General features: G+C 67.8%; 14 protein-coding genes. 9 read left to right on the forward strand and 5 right to left on the reverse strand.

Annotated elements, in window-relative coordinates; genetic code table 11:
- Positions 1-169: 169 nt before the first annotated feature.
- Together IE226_RS34085 and IE226_RS34090 are read left to right on the forward strand one after the other, a co-directional pair.
- Complete coding sequence (locus IE226_RS34085) at positions 170-1,561, forward strand: helix-turn-helix transcriptional regulator (protein WP_229871703.1); 1,392 nt, start codon at positions 170-172, stop codon at positions 1,559-1,561.
- Positions 1,558-2,445 (forward strand): phosphotransferase family protein, encoded by an 888-nt coding sequence (locus IE226_RS34090; protein ID WP_190085323.1) that lies wholly within the window; start codon positions 1,558-1,560, stop codon positions 2,443-2,445. The genes IE226_RS34085 and IE226_RS34090 overlap by 4 nt, the downstream gene beginning before the upstream one ends.
- 621 nt (positions 2,446-3,066) lie before the next feature.
- Here the strand turns inward: IE226_RS34090 and IE226_RS34095 are convergent.
- Positions 3,067-4,137 (reverse strand): hypothetical protein, encoded by a 1,071-nt coding sequence (locus IE226_RS34095; RefSeq protein ID WP_190085324.1) that lies wholly within the window; start codon positions 4,135-4,137, stop codon positions 3,067-3,069.
- 138 nt (positions 4,138-4,275) lie between these two features.
- Here IE226_RS34095 and IE226_RS34100 point away from each other — a divergent pair, with 138 nt between their 5' ends.
- Complete coding sequence (locus tag IE226_RS34100) at positions 4,276-4,602, forward strand: hypothetical protein (protein WP_190085325.1); 327 nt, start codon at positions 4,276-4,278, stop codon at positions 4,600-4,602.
- Positions 4,603-4,864: 262 nt separating this feature from the next.
- Positions 4,865-5,389, forward strand: coding sequence for a hypothetical protein (locus IE226_RS34105; RefSeq protein WP_190085326.1), 525 nt, complete (start codon positions 4,865-4,867; stop codon positions 5,387-5,389).
- Between the two features lie 427 nt (positions 5,390-5,816).
- Here IE226_RS34105 and IE226_RS34110 read toward each other — a convergent pair whose 3' ends face one another.
- Positions 5,817-10,265: a WD40 repeat domain-containing protein gene (locus IE226_RS34110; RefSeq protein WP_190085327.1), complete on the reverse strand. Its 4,449-nt coding sequence runs from the start codon at positions 10,263-10,265 to the stop codon at positions 5,817-5,819.
- 169 nt (positions 10,266-10,434) lie between these two features.
- On the opposite strand from IE226_RS34110, the gene IE226_RS34115 reads away from it, so the two are divergent.
- Entirely contained in the window at positions 10,435-11,376 is a 942-nt protein-coding gene (locus tag IE226_RS34115; RefSeq protein ID WP_190085328.1) for a hypothetical protein, read from the forward strand.
- Between the two features lie 31 nt (positions 11,377-11,407).
- Positions 11,408-11,959, forward strand: coding sequence for a GNAT family N-acetyltransferase (locus tag IE226_RS34120; RefSeq protein WP_190085329.1), 552 nt, complete (start codon positions 11,408-11,410; stop codon positions 11,957-11,959).
- A gap of 173 nt (positions 11,960-12,132) precedes the next feature.
- On the opposite strand, the gene IE226_RS34125 is transcribed toward IE226_RS34120, so the two are convergent.
- Positions 12,133-12,678 (reverse strand): GIY-YIG nuclease family protein, encoded by a 546-nt coding sequence (locus IE226_RS34125; RefSeq protein WP_190085330.1) that lies wholly within the window; start codon positions 12,676-12,678, stop codon positions 12,133-12,135.
- Between the two features lie 376 nt (positions 12,679-13,054).
- Here IE226_RS34125 and IE226_RS34130 point away from each other — a divergent pair, with 376 nt between their 5' ends.
- Both IE226_RS34130 and IE226_RS34135 read left to right on the forward strand, forming a co-directional pair.
- The gene (locus IE226_RS34130; RefSeq protein WP_190085331.1) at positions 13,055-13,369 is read left to right on the forward strand and encodes a hypothetical protein; all 315 of its coding nucleotides are present in this window, start codon (positions 13,055-13,057) and stop codon (positions 13,367-13,369) included.
- Positions 13,370-13,647: 278 nt separating this feature from the next.
- A complete protein-coding gene (locus tag IE226_RS34135) occupies positions 13,648-13,971 on the forward strand; it encodes a hypothetical protein (protein ID WP_190085332.1) in 324 nt (107 codons plus the stop codon).
- A 115-nt stretch (positions 13,972-14,086) separates the two neighbouring features.
- Here the strand turns inward: IE226_RS34135 and IE226_RS34140 are convergent, their stop codons facing one another.
- Entirely contained in the window at positions 14,087-15,031 is a 945-nt protein-coding gene (locus tag IE226_RS34140; RefSeq protein ID WP_229871704.1) for a terminase large subunit domain-containing protein, read from the reverse strand.
- A gap of 40 nt (positions 15,032-15,071) precedes the next feature.
- Positions 15,072-15,533: a helix-turn-helix domain-containing protein gene (locus IE226_RS45290; protein WP_190085392.1), complete on the reverse strand. Its 462-nt coding sequence runs from the start codon at positions 15,531-15,533 to the stop codon at positions 15,072-15,074.
- A 305-nt stretch (positions 15,534-15,838) separates the two neighbouring features.
- Here IE226_RS45290 and IE226_RS44935 point away from each other — a divergent pair, with 305 nt between their 5' ends.
- Positions 15,839-15,961, forward strand: coding sequence for a hypothetical protein (locus tag IE226_RS44935; RefSeq protein WP_268251302.1), 123 nt, complete (start codon positions 15,839-15,841; stop codon positions 15,959-15,961).
- Positions 15,962-16,628 lie beyond the last annotated feature (667 nt).

Consider the following 16,628-nt stretch of genomic DNA (forward strand, 5'->3'; position numbering starts at 1 on the left):
TTCCTCCGTTCTGCCAGAACCCCTTCAGGAGGGGTGAGTTGCGGTGTGTACTGGTCTCGAACCGGACAGCAACCATTCAGGCAGAGCGCACCGAGAAGGTGGAGAGCCTGATGCCGACAGGGGGAGAGTTCGGCATCGACGACTTCGGGGGCAGGAAATGCCACAGCCAATGAAAGAGCTCGACCCAGGGGCGTCCCCCCAGGAGTGGTTCGGCAACGAGCTGCGCAAGCTGCGCCTGGCAGAGCACCTGTCTGCCAAGGAGCTGGGTCATGCAGTGCAGGTCAGCGGCGACATGATCTTGGCTATCGAAAAGGGCCAGTACCCGAGCTGCCGCCGCGATGTGGCCCAGCGCCTCGACAATTTCTTCACCACGGGCGGGCTGTTCGACCGGGCATGGCCGATGGCCTTCGGGAACCGGAATGCCGATAAAAAGCGGGCTGATGCCGATAAGGCTGCGACGGGTAGGGGGGAAGGAACCGTTCAGGTGCGGACAGGCCGCATCCTGGGCGGAGACGCCCCAATTCCTCGCCCCGGGAGCCATGAGCCCGTGCACCGACGCTCGTTCCTCCACATCGGCGGCCTCGCCGCCATAGCCCCCATAGACCTCACCGAGGTCTTCGCCCCGGCCGGACTGTCGCTCCCCGCGACCGTCGGCCCCAGTGACATCGATCAAGTCCTGGCGGCAGCCACCGCCATCAGCGGCATGGACAACGAGCTGGGCGGTGGCGGCATGGTCCGCGACGTGGCCGGCCGGGCGATGCAGTGGTCCGCCGGCCTGCTGCAAGCCCAGTGCCCCGAGCATCTGCGTGCCGAGTTGTTCGCCTCTGTTTCACGGCTCGGCATAGTGGTCGGCGCCTCGGCCTTCGACTCCTACCACCACGATGACGCCACTCAGACGTTCAAATTCGCTGCCGACTGCGCCGAGGAAGCGGGCGACTGGCATCTTCGGGCTAAAACGTACTCCTTCCTCGCACGGCAGGCCGTATGGATCAATGCACCGGACGATGGCCTCACCTTCGCCGAGAAGGGCCTGGTGCGCTCCGACCGGCTGACCGCTACGGAGCAGGCGATGCTCCACACCGCACGCGCCAGGGCCTTCGGGAAGATGGGAAACGTCCGCGAGACCATGGCGGCCGTCGGTGCCGCAGACGACGCCTTCTCCCGGGCCCGTGCCTCGGAAGCCTCACCGTGGATGGCCTACTACGACGAGGCTCAGCACAACGGCGATACAGCTCACGCCCTATTTGATCTCGCCATCCTTGCCGGACAGGATCCCGGCAGGGCGGCCCGCCGATTCGACACGGCAGTGAAGGGACACCCGGACGCCTACCGGCGGTCCCGCGCGATCTCCCGCACCAAGCTGGCCTCGCTGATCATGGCCAAGGGCGACCCCCGGCAGGCGGCAGCCATCGGACACGACGCGTTGGACGAGGTCGGCCGACTGACCTCCCGGCGGGCGGCCGACGACCTGCGGCAGCTCGGCCGCTTCGCCTCCAAGCACCAGCAGATTCCAGAGGCGTCGAACCTGCGTGCGCGGATCGCCGCTACGGTCTCGACATGACCACAACGGCAGCCGCGCCCGCGCACCAGGTTGTGACGCAGGCCTGTGCCGCAGTCGGATTGGACTCCACCGGGGCCGAGCCGCTGCGTCTGGCCGAGAACCAGATATGGCGACTGCCCGGCCGGCAGGTGATCGTACGGATCGCGCGGGCCGGCCAGGAGGCTGCGGCGGCCCGTGAGGTGCGTGTCGCGCGCTGGCTGGCACAGGAGCACATCCCGGCCGTTCGTCTGATCGACGTGCAGCAGCCGATCGAGGCGGACGGCCGGCCCGTGACCTTCTGGAGGGAAATCCCGGCACAGGAACACGGATCAGTGGAGGACGTGGCCCACCTCCTCTCACAACTGCACTCGTTGCTGCCACCGGACATCGATCTGGGATACCTCGATCCCTTCGTCCGGGTTGACGAGCGGCTGCAAGCTGCCGCCACGCTCCACGCTGACGACACAGCGTGGCTGCACGGCCTGCACCGCGATCTCGCAGCGGCATGGGCCGAACGTCCAGCCGGTCTCCCCGACTGCGCGGTGCATGGCGACGCCTGGCCCGGCAACTTCGTCCGTGCAGGCAACGGGCCCTTGATGATGGACCTGGAACGCTTCTCCCTCGGCCCACCGGAGTGGGACCTGGTGTCCACGGCAGTGCGCGCGAAGACGACAGGCGCAGTCACCGACGGGGAGTACCGCAGGTTCTGCGAGGCCTACGGCCACGACGTCACGGAGTGGGAGGGATACCCCATCCTTGCGGGCGCCAGAGAACTGCGCATGGCGACGTACGCCGCACAGCACGCGGCCGGCAACGAGGAGTGGAGAGGCCAGGCGCAGTACCGGGTTGACTGCCTTCGAGGCCGCTCCGGTCCGCGTCCATGGACGTGGAAAGGCATCCTCTGATCAGGGCGTATGCTCCACCCGTGACGGCGTCTTTCCGTGGGCTTGGGCGACGGCTGCGCGGAGCGGGTCCGCCGCACTGCGGGACCGGTCGAGAGCGGGTCACGGGTGCCGACGTCGTGGCGGCGGTCGTTAACGGTGTCGGTGGTGTGAGGGCCGTCCGACCTGCTTACTCGGGCTGGATGAGGTCCGAGGGGCTACGAAGCCGCCCACCAGCGCAGACGGCCGGCGATCATGTAAGTGTCGAGTGGCAGAGCGCGGATGTCGTTGCCCAGGTCGCGCCACAGCTCGTACGTGGTGTCCACGTGCTCACCGCTGGCTTTGCCCAGCGAACGCGCCTCGAAGCGGCTGGCTCCCCGTGATGGAGATCATCAAGCTGCTCGGGGCCTTCGCACCGGTCATCTTCGGCGCGGTGCTCCTTGGCCGGCGGCCGACCTCTTGACCGTCCTGGCCCGTTACAACTGTCCGGCGGCGGAGCGCTCTTGGCAGCTTCGGCGGAACGGGCCGGAGTCGGTGCCCGGGCACAACTGACCTTGTCGGAGGCGCGCGCCGGGCGGTTTGGGCTCGTGCGTACGGAACCGTGGTGCCGCGTGTACGAGGTGAGCAGGATTTTTCACGGGGCTCTCAGAAGCGGTCGATGCGGGCGCCCAGGCAGTCCGAGCACAGCCCCAAGTCGTTGTCCTCGTTGGGGGAGTAGAGCTGCTCGCAGCTATCGCACGTATTCAGCACGTCGAAGGCGGTGCCGCAGGCGAAGCACAGCGAGTGGCGGTGCGCTGGGGCCGAGGCGACGGTGGCGATGCCCTTCAGGAGGGCGTCCTCGCAGCAGTCAGGGCACTGGGCGACCTCAACGCCTTGCGCGGTCTGGGCCAGGCCGTTGTCGGCGGCCGCGAGCTCGGCGGACAGCCAGCCGTGGTGGCAGAACCGGCAGGACAGCGGGTCTGTGCCGGAGCCGAGCACGACCGCCCACTGCGTGCACAGGGGGCACTGGGTGGTGATGTCGCGGACCTTCTCCAGCTCGGGGCGGAGCTGGTCGTGGCGCCGCTTGAGGAAAGACTGGATGGTGCTCAGCCGTGCGCGGACGTAGGCCAGTTCCTGCTCGGCCTCGGTGATGCTCTCCCCGCAGAAATCGACGGGCCCTGTGAGTGCCAGCTCGGTGTGGATGAAGTCCAGCAGGAAGTCGAGGACTTCGGCGGCGCGGGCCTCCACGGCGCGGGCCGGCATGGTCAGACCGTAGTGCTGAAGGGAGTTGCGGGTCTTGGCCAGCGCGTCCAGCGCGCGGGCGCCCTTGTCGTTCACGGCAACGCCGGCGACGTTGCGCAGCCGCTCCACGGCGGCCTCGGTGGTGCAGCTGATGAAGTCGCCCTCCTCGAACTTCTTGCGGGTGGCTTTCCCGGGATCCTTGAAGACCAGGCTCCAGTGCTCGTGCGCCAGGCGGGCCTTGAGCAGCACCTCGGCGGCCGCCTGGAGGTGCAGTACGGCGTACTTCAGGTCCCGCGAGGCGGGCGGGTCGGCGGCGGTGAGGTGGTCCACCACGCTACGCAGGTAGTCGACACCGTTCTCCACCGGAGGGAAGTCCACGTGCACCGGCTCCGCGTGACGCGGTGCTGCGGCGGGGGCGCCGTCCTGCGCGGCTGCCGCAGCGCCGGGGGAGGGATCGGCGGGGCCCGCCTCTTCATAAGGTCCGCTAACGGTCAAGGTCTCGATCCTTGCTGTCGCCGGGTTTCCTGACGGCTGCTCTCCGCGACGCTCTGACGGCCTCATTGTGCCGGGTCGGCCTGGGGACCCTACCTCGCGCGCTGACACGGCCGCCTACTCGCTGGCGATACTTGAACTATGGACAGCTGCGAGGACACTGCGACGCTTGAGTGGTGGGCCAACCGATCGACGTGCCTGGGCCGTTTCCGTGTGCGGTTCGAGGTCCGTGCCGCCGGAGGCAACTGGACGTGCGCGGCAACCTTCGAACCTCCCCTGACTGCGGAGGGCAGGGAGGGCTTCGACTTCCTGATGCACCTCGATCCGTGCTTCACCCTGCGCAGTGACGACATGGGCGCACTGTTCGTCGGTGTCGCCGAAGCCGGGGTTGAGGGACGGCTCATCCTCACCGCAGCCGAGACAGACGTTGATGAGCCGTCGGGAGCCAGGCAGCTGCCGCACCAGTAGCCCCGGGACGCCCAGTGCCGGGCGTCTCCCGGGGTTCACGCGCCGTCTTCCCGGCCCATAGGCTGCAGGCCAGGAAGAGGAAGGCATCGTGGAGTTGGAGCTCCAAGCCGGCGACGAGACCAGCGCGGGGTTCCGCTTGCCGAGGCAGGGGGCCATCCCCGGCAGTGCAGACACCGTCGCCTGAGCCCTGACAGACTCCGGGGACCGTGCCGGTGCAGCGGGCACGGGCCCCTGGCGGAGGCGACGGTCCGCAGTGTGACGCATGTGGGTTGAGCGACTTGCCTCGGCCGTGAACTGGGAGCCCCTGAACACCAACCTTCCCTGGAGAACTGTTGAGGAAGGGCTCGGTACGCAGCTCCCCGAGGACTGCAAGAGAATTGCCGAGACGTTCGGGGCCTGGGATTTCTCGGAATTCCTGCAGGTCATCTCCGTCGACGACGCGCGCCACCTCGACCTCGCCCGCACCTGGCAAAAGCATCTGGACCAGAGCCCCCGGGTAAGGCCCCCGGTCTTCGCTCCCTACGAGATCTACCGCCCTGGTCGGCGCGGCCTCATCCCCTGGGGGTGCGGCGAGCTGAAATGCGGATACTTCTGGCTCGCGTCCGCGGAGCATGATCCGGCGACCTGGCCACTCGTCACACGGGGGCCACGCTATCCGTGGCACCATGTGGAGATGTGCACTGCGGAGTTCATCTGCCGCGTCCTGACCGGTTCGGACGTCGAGCCGTTCTCCATTGCCCGACAGTTCCCGGAGCCGGACTTCTCTCCGATCGAGCCGGTGCTGTGAACAGACACATCACCACCGCCTCCCGGCCGGGGGCGGCCACCAACCGCCTCGTCGGCAACGTGGCGCACATACCGGCTGTGCTCCCAGTCAGAGATCTGACCGCAGCCGGTGCATGCGGCTGGTTCCGCCTGGGACCGCGCGGAGACCACGACCGCATCCCCGAACACTTCGACCGAACCGACCTCCACAGCGTTGAGCTGTGGCAACAGTTTCAACACGTCGTCGCACACAGGCAGCATCCCGCTGACACAAAGGGATTCACGGCCCGGCCGAGTCGATCAACGGCTACGAAAATCTTGTATGAGCCAGGAGCTACGCCCTAAACGTATCGCCGTCCTGGCGGGGGCCCGATGCTGTCGCTGGGGCTTGGGAGCGGTACCTGCGAGCGCGGTAAGCCGACGAGCAGGTTGCCGTGTCACACGGCCAGTTAGAGTTGCCGTTCGTCGACGGCAACCGTCGCCAGGCCTGCCGCGCCGTAGAGGTGAAGGGCCGTGCCCATGGGGCTGGTTCCGGTAGCCAGCGCGGGGACCGGTGCCCCGGTGAGCAGAGTGTGCCGCAGGCTGCCGGTCCGGGGGTCCCAAATTCGCACACCACTGGCGTCGCCCGAGGCCAGTAGCGTGCGCCCGTCCGGCAGGTCAAGAGCGGTCAGCGTCAGGGTGTCCGGGAAGGCCCACGAGGCGAGCAGAGTGCCAACCGTCGTGTCCCACACGTAGATGTCGGAAGTCGTGGACGCGGCGAGCAGGATCCTGCCTTCCGCCGTGAAGGCGCACAGACTCTGCACCATGGTGTTGGAAGCGTGCAGGGGCAGTGTGTCGATGTGTTCCCCGGAAGAGATGTCGATGAGGGAGACACACTGTTGTTGTGCCACGGCGACGACGACCTCGTGGCCGCCGGGTGAGGGTGAGGGTAGAGCGGCAAGCCAGCGCACCGTTCCCCCCTTCGGGTCGACGTCGACGGTGGAGATGACCGCTTCGCCTTCCTCGGGATCCCACACGCCACAGCGGAGTCGCGTGCGGGCTTCCACGGTGACGAACACCGGCAACCCCGTAGAAGTCACTGCAATGCACGAAGGTCGCTGGTCCAGCGGGCCGCCGGGTACGGTCGCCACAGGTTGCTGGGACACCAGGTCCCAAACGGACCATGAGTCCCGCCCTGTGACAGCTACCAGGGCGGTACCGGGCGCAGACAGGAGAGGCTGAACAGCACTGATACGCCCGAGGTTCAGGCTCCCCAGTGGTTCCCCAGACGTCGCGTCGTGGATGTCCAGGCCTCGGGGCCTGCCGACGACAAGGGCGGCCCTGGCTGCGTTCCCATCCGGAAACGGATAACTGATCCTGCACAGAGGCCATTTGCTGCGTCGGCCTGACGCCCACGGCGCCGTATACCGTGCGGTCCCCAAGCTGTCTTCGGACTCGGCCGCGTCGACGAGATCCCAGAGCCTGACGCCTTGCGGCCCCGCCGATACAAGATGCTGCGCTGGTCCGTCATCCGGCATGGCGAGGACGTCGACGGAGGGGACGTCGGCGTCGAAGGATCGCCCCGTGCCGGTTGTGAGGTCCCGTAGGAGGATCCGGCTGCCCATGATGTAAGCAAATGCTCTGCCTCCGGGCAGGGCTACGGGGCTATGGCCACGCGAGGGCGCCGCCACTTGCTTGCCGGTGAAGGGATCCCACGCTTCCAGGCGACGGCCAGTTTCCCCGTTGCCCACCAGAAGCAGGTCGTCTGCCTCGGGTCGTGCGACGGCCACGGGGTGTGCTGCCTGTGCGCCCCCGAAGGGCGGCTTTGAGCTGAGTCCTGTCACAGGGTCCCAGAGACGGATCCCCTGCGGAGTAACGACCGCGACCTGGGCATGACCGCTCGCCCTGCGCACGACCGCTGTTGCATGCCGGCCGAGTCGTGAGGCCACGGATGGCCACCCGCTGCCCTCGAGCAACTTTCCGGGCCGCGCGTCCCGCGGGGTGGGTCTCCACAGAAACGCCTGGTCCTTGGTGCGGAGGAACACCTTCCAACGCGCGAACCCGTCCTCCAGGACGTGCGCTTCGATGCCGTTGGGAAGCATCGCCGCGGCGATGGTCTGGCCCGTCGCAGGGTCGCAGACCCTCACAGTGGTCGCGTCGAGTACGAGCAGGAACGTCCGCCCGCCTGTGGCCCGAATGGGCCGCAGGGAGCGCACGTACCCTCGGGATCCGAGATCCGCTACGCGCTTGCCCGTCGTGGCGTCCCAGATCCGGGTTCCACCCCTGCCACCCGCCACGGCAATGAGTGAGCGTCCGTCCAGGGTCTCCACAAGGCAGGCGGCGATCGCGTGCCGGACGGGAGGAGCCAGTACGTTCGTCGGCGCTGTCCACCGGTTCCAGACAGTCGCAACAGGGAGCCGGTCAGTTCTGTCCTGCGGGGGATCCTCAGCACCTGCGTGGAAGGCCACGCTGCCCACCCGCGAGGTGAAGTCGACCTGGTCGTCGAGGTAGGGCTCGATGATCGCGGCGGCCGTCAGGGTCCGTCGTTGCGGATCTGTCGAGGGGAGGGGCAGGCCAAGGCGGGCACGCAGGGCCGCAGAGGTCTCCTGGGCCAGCAACTCCAGCGGGACCCCGCGGTCGGTCAGAACCTCGCCTGCGGCTGCGTGCTGAAGGAAGTGCCTGCGGATGTATGGGTGCGCCAGGTGTGGTCGGGCACGGCGGACCAAGTTGGCCAGTGCTTCTACGATCGCTGCGTGCGCAGCGGCCAGCGCCTGCGGTCCGTTGGAGGGCGGCCACCAATGAGGGGTAGTGGATGCGGGCGGGGCCAACAGCCAATCGTGATCGGCTAGCAGAAGGTCGGTCAGCCGCTGGTGGACCGGCCGGTAGACCACACGGTCGTCTTCTTCTGCGGTGGCGAGGTAGCCGGTGAGGCGGCTGGAGCGAAGTGTGCGGATGGCGCGGTCGGCAGTGTCGTGAGATACGTATCCGTCACCGTAGTCATTTCCCACCAGGGCGGCGGTGACCGCCGGCCAGACCTCGGCCCAGGGCAGGCCGGCCCCTGGCGCGAATGCCGTCGCGCGGAGGACGGCGACCAACAGGCCGGCCGGAACACCGATCGACAGGGACACCGCTCTGATGTCCTCACGCAGCAGCCCGGTAGTGCCGTCGGTGAGGCGGTCGTGCCAGCCTTCCTCGGTCAGGTCCTGGCAGGTTTCGGCTCTCCGTAGCTGGTCGGCGGCGATGCGGGCGTCCAGGAAGGACGGGGCGACCGCAGCTGCGATGGCCTGCCCAGCCTCGGCGGCGGCTTCTGGCGTTCCTCGATATGGGCTGGCCTCCGGTGCGAGCAGCAGCGTGGCGGCGTAGGAGGCGATGTCGCTCACGCTGTCGACGCCGTCGCTTCGCAGTTCCTGCGGCTCGACGCCCTCGATCATCAGGGCCTCGGTCAATCGCCGCAGCAGCTGATCCGCCCGCTCGTCGTGCAGGGGAGAGCTGGTCGCATAGGACATGGCGGGGGAGCTGCGGACGCCCAGAAGGAGGCGAACGGCGCCGTTGCCGTTCACCTTCAGGTGTGCCAGCGGCAGGATGACGTCGTTGACGAGCGCGAGTGGATCTTCGGCTTCGTCCAGCGCGTCGATCACCACGGAGACGGGACCAGAGGGCCCGTCGGACCGGTCGCTCACCAGCCGGATCAGGACCTGGAGCGGCAGCAGCCCCGGATCAGCCTCCGCTCGCGTACCGTCCTCGTCCCCCAGGGCGGCGAGCAGGTCCTCCACGACGACGTGCGCGGACTTGTTGCGGGCCAGGACTGCTGCGTCAACCGAGCCCGGTGCCGGCCGCAGTTCCGGAGCGATGCTGGCCACCATGGCTTCGTGGCGCGGGTCGGAGACGAAGCCCGGATCGCTGAGGGTGACGAGTCGGGCCAGCAGGGCGGACTTTCCGGACCCGGCCGCGCCGGTGACGATCAGGACGCCTGCCGGACCCTGCAAAAAACCGGTGATGCGAGTCATCGGCTCGCTACGGCCGCTGAAGTACCAGCCGGGATCATCCTCGGCAGCACGGCCGGACGCCCGGTCCAACCAGAATTCGGTCAGAGGGTCGGATGCCATGTCGGTCGCCGTGCCCGCCGCCAGTCCTGTCGCAGGGGCCAGAGCCAGTTGCCGCAGTGCCGGGTCGGCGGAGTGCTCTGGTGAGCTGTAGCGGGGGTTGGGCAGGCAGGCGCTGAGCAGGTGCTTGCGGGAATGCGGCACGATCCACTCGGCGCTGACCAGATCCTTTTCCTGGCCCTTCTCATCCCGTCCGACCTGGTCCAGGAGCTGTTCCCACTCGGCGAAGGACAGGTGGGAGGCGGTGTAGCCCGCTGCTTCGTCGCGCATCCGCTCGCATGCCAGAGCCACGCGCTGGGTGAACGAGCCCACGGTGGGTTGCACGTAGTGGTTGCCGGCAGTCACGACGGCGATCCCGTGGTGGCTGTGGCGATCGTCGGACAGAGCTTCGAGAAGCGCACTCAGCTCGGCGCGCAGCGTGCCGGAGAAGCACGAGTCGACCAGCACCATCACGTGCTCGGACTCGCTGTCGACGACTGCAGTGATGAGTTCGCTGGTGGGGTACGCCGTGGCCAACAGACGATCCGGCTCCGTCTCGGGGAGCGAGAGGAAGTGGCGGGGCGCATTACGGCGCAGGCCGTGGCCCGTGACGTAGACGACGACCGCTTCCTGGTAGCGGGCGGCAGCGAGGTTCTCATCCCGCAGGAACTCGCGAAGATCGTCGACGGTACGCACTGACGGGGCCCGGCTTACCTCGAAGCACCGGTCGGCGCCGAGGCCGGGGTCGGCCAGCCAGTCGGTGATCCGGCCAACTTGCTCGGCTATCGCCTCGTCGAAGCCGTCCGGCTGGTCCTCGTAGCCATCGATCGCAACCACGACCAGACGCCGTCGGACAACACCGTCCAGATTTCCCGCACTCACCACTCGCCCCCTGCGCCGTGCGCCTGATGAAGCACGCGATGCGCCAGCCTAGCGGGGAGACGTACGCGGCGCCCCATGCGGCTACCATCGCCTACGGGTTCGGCAAGGGGGAAACGGGGGCGCAATGGACGTACTTCAGATCGCCGGTGTACACGGGATCCGGCAAGGCTCCTCTGCCACGATGCTGGGGCTGAGCAGTAAGTGGCAGAAGACGGTGGACTCGGCCGTGGCGGCTTCGAAGCACGCAGAGGCAGTGGGGCCGGTCGCACTCACGGTCCCCTCCTATCGGGAGGCCTATCCCAAGACAGCCACCCGGCACATGCGTCTGGGGCCGGGGCAGATCGACGACGCCCCCGTCGACGAGGACGAAGAGGTTTTCATCCTTGAGGTATTGGCTGCCTACGCCCCGAGTGCTCTGGCCGAGGAAGACGCCTCGCCACTGGCGGGTCACACTCTTGGTGAAGCACGCTTCACGCCACGGATCCTGCGACGCGCACGTGCCGTGGACCGGGTGGTCGGCAAGGGCGTGACCGACCGTCTGCTGTGGCTGGTCCGCGAGGCTCATGGCTACCTGCGGCACGAGGAAACTGGGGCCGCCGTACGCGCCGAGATCCGCGCAGCGCTGACCGCCACCGGTGCCCCTATGGTGATTGCCCACTCGCTGGGAAGCGTGATCTTCTACGACATGCTGACCCGTGGCGAGGTACCAATCCGGCACACTGGCGCACCCGGTGTGACTACCCTCATCACCTGCGGCTCTCCGCTGAGTTGGCTGTGTGTCCGCAAAGGCGTCCACACGCCCGGTGCTCCGCTTTCCGCGCCTGCCGGGGTGGAATGGACCAACCTCCACTCACCCAACGACATCGTGAACAAGGGGGCGGGCTTGTCCCACCTTGCGGTGGGGGTAACGGATGTCGTGGCGCACAACGGTGGCGTCGCCAAGGCCCACGATGTCCACCGCTACTTGGCCAAAGAAACCGTCGTCGAGCTGGCCCTGAGGGCGAGGAAACGGGTAAGGGACGCTCATTCGGGAAGTTGCCCCGAACAAGCGCCCTCTGCCAGTTGAAGTGCTGGTCCCCGCGGGTAAAGTCCGGGGCATGTACCCGGTCGCTCGTTCCAGCGCACGTCTCAACCTGCGGGAATTCGCCAGCGCAGACGTGGAGGCGGTGCTCGCCGTGTACGGCAGCCCGGTGGCCACCGAACACCTCTCGTTCGAGCCGCGCACGCGCGAGCAGGTCGAGCAGATCGTGGCCCGATCGATCGCAGCGGCCACGGCCACGCCCCGGACGGAGTATGCCCTGGCTGTCGTTGAGCGGGAGGCGGCCGAACTCATCGGGTTCGGCCGCCTGGCCCTCGACCCCCACCAACAGCGCGCAGCCACCATGGGCTTCGCGCTGCGCCCGGACATGTGGGGGCAGGGGTACGGCGTTGAACTGGTGCGGCTGCTGCTCGGTGTCGGGTTCAATGACCTTGACCTCCACCGTATTTGGGGTGCCCGGTCTCCGCTCAACGGGGCCTCCGCGAAGACCATGGCGGCCGTCGGCATGGTCGAGGAAGGCACGATCCGTGAGCACGTACTGAAGGCGGGAAAGTGGCGGGACTCCGTCGTACACGCCATCCTCGACCGCGAGTTCTCTCCCGGCTCCTGATCTTGTTCAATTGCGGCCCGCCTCGGGCTCCTGCCTGGGATCGGACTGGAGCCGCCGGCCGACACCCCCTCCCGGATGAGGTCCGCCCGAGCGCGCGCCAGGACACGCAGATGCCAGGACCTCCCGTGTCACCGGGCTCGACGGCCGTGCGTCTCCAGAGGCGATCCCACGGGCTACGTGCCGATGGGCAACTCACGGGCACGCTGGCGCGCGTGGGCTCGCAGTTTCGTGAGGCGGCCGTGGAAGTCGTTGTGGCGGTTCTGGTCGAGGTTCAGCGGCAGATCAAGCCGAGCGATGAACTCTGACTCCACGCCCCAGGGTTCGCCGTGCTCGACCCAGCAGACCCGGGCGTTGTGCGCCATCCACTGGCTGAGGGCGGCCTCCCCGGCTTTACCGAAGGTCATGCGCTTGCCGCTGCCTACGCGCCTCAGTTCAAGCCCGAGAAGGCAGCCGAGCGTGAGCCGCAGAGTCGAACCTGCCGCGTTGCCCCGGTAGTGATACCGCACTCGCGTCCGCAGGTTCTGCGCACTGCTCCGGTTCGCCATATACCGCGGGGCGATCCCCACGTAGAGCAATCGGCCGGCGGGCAGCTCCTCGTGGGGCGCCTGCTCGAAGTGCCACCCGTACACCCCGGCTGCCTCCGGAACGGGGCTCGGGCGCACCAAGACCTCCTGCGCCGACCACAGCCGGACGGGAGTGATGAGAGCATCAGCTTTCACAAAGCCTCCAGGTACGCGACGACGGATAGCCGAAGGCTACTCGCTGGTGCCGACACGCCTCTGGCATCACAACCATGCAGGCCTCTCAGCTTGGGAAGCTGAGGTGATCTACGGGCGGTTGCCCGGCTGGCCTGGCGCGGAACCGATGTCAGCGCCGGACCGCTCGTCGGGTTGGTACCCGGTGTTCCCCGTGGTTCCCCGCAGGGTCTGGCACGGGTGTGGCACGTCTACTTCCCTAGGAGTAGGTGCGCGCTTTCCAAGTGGGGTGCTGGGGTGCGTGCGTGTGATGCCAATCGCTCCGTGGTTTCTCTGTACCACTTCCCACCAAGGTGTGGTGTAGGTCACACTGAGGACCGGTCGAAGCCAGGGGGGGACCATGAGCAGTTCGCGCCTCAACGCTCCTATCCAAGCCCGCATGTACTCGAAGTCCTTGCACAAGGTGCTTTGGGTCGTCGCGGTCGTGCTATCAGCCGGCCTTCTGGCGCCGCCGCTTTTCTTCATCGCGGCCAAGAAGCGCGTCGTCAGCATGGCTGTGCCTGCGATCTACGCAGTGATCATCTATGGCTCGGTCATCGTGGCGACGATCCTCGGCAACTCGAAGAATTGGGAGGGGCTCGTCCTCGCCATCACCATGATCGTCGCTGCCGTACACGCTGCCATCCTTGATATGGAATGGAAGCCGGGTCGGTGACTGCCTAGGTGGCGATGGCCGTCTGGTGTTCGGGCTGGCGCTCCCGGGGCGCGGCGCCGATTCCACGGCCCGCAGCGGACCGGGGCCTCGTCGCGCCCGCCGCGGACGCGGGCGCGACGGCAGGCGTCACCGGAGTACCACGCGCCGTCGAGGCGCATCTCTCCGCGTAGTACGGGGCCCGCTGCGGGGGCGGCCACGCTATGCAGTTCTTGGGCAATGCCATGGCGAGGTACTCCAATCAGTGTCGTGGGATCGCTCGCCCCGGCACTATTTGGCTCATGGACCAGGGAGTAGCAGCGGTGCTGGGGGCAGCTGTCGGTGTCATCGGGACCCTGGGAACTGCGACACTGACCTATCTCGCTACCCGCCATCAGGTACGCGACCAAGGGCGCGTTGACCACGCCAAGGTGCTTCGCGAGGAACGCAAGGCGGCCTATCTGGATTTCCTGGAAGCAGCCGAGAGCTGTTCCAAGGTGTGCGATTTCGGTGGAAATCTTCGAGACAGCGCCGCGGAGAAAACGCGGCGGCGATTTCGTGGAAATAGTCGGCGAACGATTGATGGAACAGTGCGTGACGCTGTACCGGCAGCGGCCACGGGTTGACATGGTTGGCCCGGATGTGGCTGTGACGGCGGCCAGTAAGCTCTTTGCTGTGATGTCAACTCAAATTGCGGTTGCGATGAGAGGACTTGATACCGACGCTGGTGAGCTGGCTCCGCTATGGGATAAGCATTTGCATCTTGTGGACTCTAAGCAGATCGCGGAGACGCACTTCATCGCTGTCATCGGTGAGGCACTGGGGGTCCCTTCTCACTGATGTGGGCAGGTGGCGCCACTCGTGCGTGGTGGAGTGGGCAACGTAGCGAAAAAATTGGGGCGTCGGCGCCGCGCTCGGTGGCTTTGGGGTCCCAGGAGTAGCCGGGGAGTTCGGCGAGCAGGCCTTCGCGTGAGTCGTGTACGAGGATGCGGTCGGCGGCGAGCACGCTCGACACGGAGCGGATGCCGTCGGTGACGTCGTTGGTGGCGCGGGCGAGGCCGGGGGCCCGTCCTGCCACATATGCGTAGAGCAAGAGGCGGCCGACGGGTCGATGAACGTCCGCTCGGGGACGATGCCGAGGGCGTCGAGCCACGCGCGGACCGCGGCGCTGTACTGCGCGTCGGTCATGCTGCGGTGGACCGTGCGGGAGTCGTGGCGCCACTCAGTGCTCACGTACCGGCGACCGTCGGCGCCCTCGCCGAGCAGGACCGCGGCGAACGGGTTGGTGGTGCCGTAGTCGACCCCGCACCAGTGCCGGCGCATGTCGGGCAGCTCTTCGACGACGTGGCGGGCTTCGCCCCACATGTCGTAGATGGCGCCCTCGGCGACCACCCACGCTCCGTCGATCATGCGGCGGCGCCACAGACCGACGTACTGGGAGGCGAGGTCGGCGACGTACCCGGGCGACAGGCCTGGGTTGTCGGCGAGCTTGAAGTGCCAGGAATGAAGATTGAGTTCGCCCGTCCGGCCGAGATACCCGGTCTTGGGCCAGTGGCGGCGGGGTGAGTCGGGGTCGGGCGTGGCGTACAGGCGCGCGCCGGGCACGGACAGACGGGCAAGAAGCTGGACCCGAAACCCCTTGGGCAAGAGAGTTGCCTCGTCGACGTGGGCGAGCTGCACCGTCAAGCCGGTAGGCGGCTCCCGGCGCGGGCATCAGCGGCGCCGATCAGGTGCACGGTACGCCGAGGATCGTCGCCGGCGGCGCTGCCGACGGGTGCGGGGCGTAGGGAGGTGCCGACGGCGGCCTGTACCGAGGCGACGATCGCACGTTGGTCGCCGAACCGGGGTTGCGGTAGGTGGTCTCGTGCCGCTCGCCCTCGCGGTCGGCGAACTCGCTGTGAGTGGTGGGGGCCCATAGCTGGGTGCGTAGGCGCTCGGCGTCGCCCTGTAGGGCGAGGGCGAGGGCGGCGCGGCGGGATGCGAGGTCGGCGGTACGGGCGCGGGTGGCGGCGTCGACCTGCGGGGCGCGGTCACACGATCGGGGCGGGTCGAACGGTTCGGCGATCTTCGCGACAGTCGAAGGGCTGCGATTGACGGCACGGGCGACGGCATTTCGTGACTGGCCCGCAGCGTGCAGCGATCTGACCTCGCGGCGATCCGTATTGGTAATGGGGGAGGGCGGAACAATACCCCCCCACTATGGACTCAGGATGCGCAAGCGACGCATGAGGCAGATGGGAGTCTCTATAGGGCGATTCGTTACCTTCTATTCCCTGTGAAGAATGGAGGGGCAATTCCGTCGGTTTGAGCTACGAGCGCGGGCGCGTCGTGTAGTTGTAGTTCTGACGACAGGCCGTGCGGCCTGAATAGCAAAACGGTTGGCCGACCTGCTGCGTGAAGTCCACTGATGTGCACAGCACTTGGAGGTTGGTCGGCATGTCCCGATGCAAAACACCCCGGACTCCCCGTCGGCGTGGGGCGACGAAGTGCGGAGTGATCGTTGTCATCGTCCTGGTCGTGCTCGCAACTGCTGAGCATCTGAACGAACGTCAGTACGCCGCCCTGCTGGTCTGCCTCGCTGCCGTGCTGCCTGCGCTGCTGGTGGCAGCGGCGTAAAGCGTCAAAAGGGCCCCGCCGCAGGTGAGATGCGGCGAGGCCCTTCGCGGGTCCGCTTCCGGGCACGACCAGCGGGGCGGCCGGCGGCGGTGATGACGGGTCGCTCCCGTCGTGAGGTGGTCATCGCTGCGCGTAGGCGGCTGTACGGCGCGGCGCACGTCGGGTCGGCGCGGGCTGGTACCGCTGTGCGAGGTGCACGGGTCACCGGCCGCGGCGCGCCATTGCGGGCACCGCACAGAGATCTGCGACAGGGACAGAGCCGGGAGACCAGTTACGGGGCGGGGCTCCTGGGCGTCATCAGGCGGTTGTCGGTGTTCACCGGCGCCCGGAAGTGCAGCCGGCGTGACGCCGTTTTCATGGTGGTGACGGTGAGTACGGCCTTACGCGCGTGGACGGCCCCGCGTCCGGTGGCGGCGAGTGGTCTGGAACGAGGGCTGGTCGCTGTATCTGCGGGCCGACCACTGGCCGGCGGTGGACGGCCGGCCGTAGCCCTGGGCCTGCTGGCTGTCGTATCCCTGTTGGGGCTGCGGTGAGGCGCTCGCTCACGCGTCGTCCGGGGGCGTGCTGGGCGTGATCCGGGGGGTGCGGGTACGAGACCCGGCCCGGGTGGCGCGGTGTCCGGCGGCCGGTCGCTTGGATCGCTGTGCGGCGCCGTCGTCCGGCCGCG

This window comes from Streptomyces longisporoflavus (assembly GCF_014649775.1).
GTDB lineage: Bacteria > Actinomycetota > Actinomycetes > Streptomycetales > Streptomycetaceae > Streptomyces > Streptomyces longisporoflavus.

Bases quoted from the DNA above. Each gene is read 5' to 3' on its own strand.
- IE226_RS34085 (WP_229871703.1), top strand. From the start codon at position 170: ATGAAAGAGCTCGACCCAGGGGCGTCCCCCCAGGAGTGGTTCGGCAAC.
- IE226_RS34090 (WP_190085323.1), top strand. From the start codon at position 1,558: ATGACCACAACGGCAGCCGCGCCCGCGCACCAGGTTGTGACGCAGGCC.
- IE226_RS34100 (WP_190085325.1), top strand. From the start codon at position 4,276: ATGGACAGCTGCGAGGACACTGCGACGCTTGAGTGGTGGGCCAACCGA.
- IE226_RS34105 (WP_190085326.1), top strand. From the start codon at position 4,865: ATGTGGGTTGAGCGACTTGCCTCGGCCGTGAACTGGGAGCCCCTGAAC.
- IE226_RS34115 (WP_190085328.1), top strand. From the start codon at position 10,435: ATGGACGTACTTCAGATCGCCGGTGTACACGGGATCCGGCAAGGCTCC.
- IE226_RS34120 (WP_190085329.1), top strand. From the start codon at position 11,408: ATGTACCCGGTCGCTCGTTCCAGCGCACGTCTCAACCTGCGGGAATTC.
- IE226_RS34130 (WP_190085331.1), top strand. From the start codon at position 13,055: ATGAGCAGTTCGCGCCTCAACGCTCCTATCCAAGCCCGCATGTACTCG.
- IE226_RS34135 (WP_190085332.1), top strand. From the start codon at position 13,648: ATGGACCAGGGAGTAGCAGCGGTGCTGGGGGCAGCTGTCGGTGTCATC.